Annotated in this window: 4 protein-coding genes; 1 reads left to right on the forward strand and 3 read right to left on the reverse strand. The window is 59.9% G+C overall.

Going from position 1 to position 3,471, the window contains the following annotated elements; genetic code table 11:
* Positions 1–122 precede the first annotated feature (122 nt).
* On the reverse strand, positions 123–527 hold the full coding sequence (locus QMK17_RS26015; protein ID WP_283512175.1) for a hypothetical protein: 405 nt from the start codon (positions 525–527) through the stop codon (positions 123–125).
* A 295-nt stretch (positions 528–822) separates the two neighbouring features.
* Between QMK17_RS26015 and QMK17_RS26020 the strand changes: the two genes are divergently transcribed.
* The gene (locus QMK17_RS26020; protein ID WP_283512176.1) at positions 823–1,527 is read left to right on the forward strand and encodes a hypothetical protein; all 705 of its coding nucleotides are present in this window, start codon (positions 823–825) and stop codon (positions 1,525–1,527) included.
* Between the two features lie 616 nt (positions 1,528–2,143).
* Here the strand turns inward: QMK17_RS26020 and QMK17_RS26025 are convergent.
* Together QMK17_RS26025 and QMK17_RS26030 are read right to left on the reverse strand one after the other, a co-directional pair.
* A complete protein-coding gene (locus QMK17_RS26025) occupies positions 2,144–2,563 on the reverse strand; it encodes an ABC transporter permease (RefSeq protein WP_283512177.1) in 420 nt (139 codons plus the stop codon).
* Between the two features lie 112 nt (positions 2,564–2,675).
* Positions 2,676–3,080, reverse strand: a complete 405-nt coding sequence (locus QMK17_RS26030) for a hypothetical protein (protein WP_283512178.1) — start codon at positions 3,078–3,080, stop codon at positions 2,676–2,678.
* Between the last annotated feature and the right edge of the window lie 391 nt (positions 3,081–3,471).

Consider the following 3,471-nt stretch of genomic DNA (forward strand, 5'->3'; position numbering starts at 1 on the left):
CCTCGACGCAGGCATTCAGCTCTCGACTACCAAGCCCCGAACGATGTCCACTACAGTTACCGGCAGCACGACAACGCGGCCTGAATTTAACCATCTCCAGTGTCCGAAATCCCCGCGGCAGATCACACACAGTTGTCGTTGCCGACGTAGACGGTTGAGAAACGAACACCACCGATCTCCGTTGGACCGAGGCGAGCGCCGACGTCGCCCAACATCGACAGCGCAAGTTCTTCCATCTGACCGTTGGCCCGATCGAAGTCACGATCCACCGGCCCATCCACTAGCGCAAACGCAGCAGCAGTGGCCACGACGAGCAGCGGTGCGACGGCACTCGACCACGTCAGTCGCCGATTTCGTTTCCAGTACCGGTAAGACCGGACAGCCCAGATGACACCCAGGACAATGAGGCCCAGAATTGCGAGACAAACCGTTGCCAAGTCGAGAAATATGTCCGCAGGAGAGGGGTACTCCCACCACTCGTATCGCATCCCGGCAAGGAGGGTGAGGAATGGGACGACAGCCAGCACGGAGCCGCGCCCTGGACGGCCTCATAGAAGCTGCTGATCGTCCGTTTCGCTCATTCACCGATTGTTCCAGCTCTACCGATGAGATTTGCGCAGCGAGCGTTCGCCCGGATCCCGGAGGTATGAATCGACGCGCGCTGGGGCAGACTTTATTGCTACGCCGCGCCGTGGCGCTTGGCATTCGCCCGCCGAACTGGTTTCCTGCTGATATCGCCTACCGCTGACCATTTTTCAGTTTTGCGGGACTGACCCAACAATCCGTCGATCGCCTCTCAATTTCACCTGAGACACTGTTGCTATGGACTTCGAGTGGTCAGACGACGATCTTCAACAAACAGTTTCGGAAGGCCATTGGGTTGCCGAGAACGTGAACTTCGCCTCCACTACGACAGTAGGAACCCTCGTCCCCGCCGCATTCGATGCCTATGCTCGAATCTTGTACCCGGTGCATATATCCGATCCGAACGGCAGCAAGCGCCTCGTTCGCTGGTCCGACATCGCACGCCACACCGGCGCAATTGCCCATGCCGAGATGGAACTGCACGCAATCGAAGCAAAAGGTGAACACGGCTTCCTTCGCTCGAATCCGCCGACCGCCGCGACACCAGTCCTCGACTGGCACAACCAGCTTGCTGGGGTGGTCGAGGTTCTTGCCGAGCACACCAGTACGCCTGACGATTGCTGGTTCGCGATCTGGGAAGGCAACACCTCACTCGACGACATACGCGCGACGACGCCAACCGTGGCAATCAACGGCGACAACTACTTTCTGCTCAGAGGCCCCGTCGCTCGCGCCACCATCTCCTACCGGGCACTGTCACCGCACATCTGGTGGCCCGCCGACCACGCATGGTGCATGGTCGCTCACTTCGACTTCCCGTGCGTCTACCTCGGAGGCAGCCAACTGGCAGTCGACGCCGTCCTCGCCATACCGGAAATCGAAGCGTGGCCGGCACGAGTCGGCCAAAACGTCACCGCGAACAACGACCAAGTCAACCGGTAGATACCGAGTCCGCCTGCCGGACTTACTCTCGCGCTGCCCCTCGGTTAACCGAAAGCCATCGTCGGCTGTTTCATTCGTTCAGGCAATCGACCTGGTCGGATGTTGCTCTCACCCATTGCCTCGATCGTCTGGCTACGAGCTTACTGAGTGGCGTGGTGTCGGTGTCGTCGACGCCTGGACCGACGGCCCCGGGGCGTTCTGCGTCGTCTACCGGTACCAGAACTTCGATCGCACTTTAGGTATTCGCATGACGGAATCGGGTCCCCCACCGCTGCAGAAACGCAAGATGCAGGGCGCTTCGGACGCGACGTTGCCGACTTCGACATCGGTGAGCCCTTGGGAACTGTCCGCGAACGCGTCAGACGCAGCGATGAGGGGATTTACTGGTGGGGTTACCTCGCCAAGACTTTGCCCATCAGGCCCGGACCTACGCAGTAACGGTCCATAGCCGCAACATGGACACCCGGTCCCGCAGCCTCAGGCGGTTGAACTCTTACAATCGCATCACCACTCAAAGATGAACTCTGCTGTCGGTCAACGAGTTCGGACCCGACGATCGTTTGCTTTGGCGATTGCCTGACAGGTATTTAGCCCCAAGACGACCTCAGCGCTGTCCTTATGCAACTTCAGCAGAACCGTCCCGCAGTGTTCCTGTGCGCGAGCCCTCCTGCTGCAGTGAGGCGGCGACCAACCCAAGAACCGCCAGCGGAAGAGCAAAAAGGAGCAATCTCCAGTAACCGGTCCAATTCACCAGTCCGGCGATCGATACAACAACGAGAACCGCGACGACCAGCCAGGAAACCCACTTCCGCATCGATAGTGCCGCCACCGCAGGCGGTGCCGCAAGTAACAGTCCTACTCCGACCAGTGGCCAGACACCCAGCACGTGGACGATGCGGTCATCGCATTGGAAGAATCGGCTTTCGCCGATCTTCGAGCACGACAACGACACATCAGTCATCGACCACGAGGTCCCCACCCACACGGTGAATGCCAACGCGGCAACAGCTGATGCCCACCACATTGCTCTCGACACGACCGCAGCGTATCCCTTCGTACTCCCGTCAATTCGGATGGCGACGATCAATGAAAATCCAGGCCCGTGCCGATCTGTTCAACTGTGTAGGTGGCGTTATCGGCAAACCTCCTCAAGAAAAGATCGGTAGCTCGTATTCTTCGACGGATATTGCAGGTAGCTCGTACACCGCAGCGAGTGGGTCGTTCTTGAGCTGTCCGCAACCATCCTTGGGCAGCCCAAGGCGAACGGCTCGGTCCTGCTTGTTCACGGCCCAGACCACAGGGAGCGGCGCCGACGTCACAGTGTCGCAGTCTTCTGGATCGCGAGGTACCCCAGTCCGTGCAGCAAGCGCGGCGGTAGCAGCGGACAAGCCCACACCCGAGCGTTCTGTCTCGCGCAGGATTTGCGTGTTGGTCTCCGGTCGATCGCCATAAAACTCGCAGAGCACCAGGGCCACTGGGTCGAAATCCTCTGGGAGCAGGCCTTCGGGAGGGGCATCGAGTAGATCGGTTGCAGTCGTATTGGCACCGGGCATGGCCGATGACACGACATTCGGGGCAAGGCATTGCGCGTGCTCTACGACTTGACCTGTCGGCAGTGTGAGAGTCTCGGCCCGGGACTCGATCCATAAGACTGACGTAACCCCGGCAATCAACACTGCGAGGCCACCAACAATGATGGTGCTGCGCGCCTCCGGCATATATGCAGCCTAGACTCCGCACTTTGCACGGAACCCACCTCGCTGAGCGTCAGCACGGCCGAGCCAGCCGGTACAAGCTTGGAATTCTGCACGTTTCGAGGCTCTTCCGGAAATGGAGTGCAGGTGAGGGCGCGGTAAACCCGGTCGGTGGGGTCGTGTCGTTGCGGTGAGGCGGGCTCCCGGAGGCCGATGATGAGGGTTCTCACGCCAACTCGTCACGACCCAC

The organism is Rhodococcus sp. G-MC3 (genome assembly GCF_030063335.1).
In the GTDB taxonomy this organism is placed as follows: domain Bacteria; phylum Actinomycetota; class Actinomycetes; order Mycobacteriales; family Mycobacteriaceae; genus Rhodococcoides.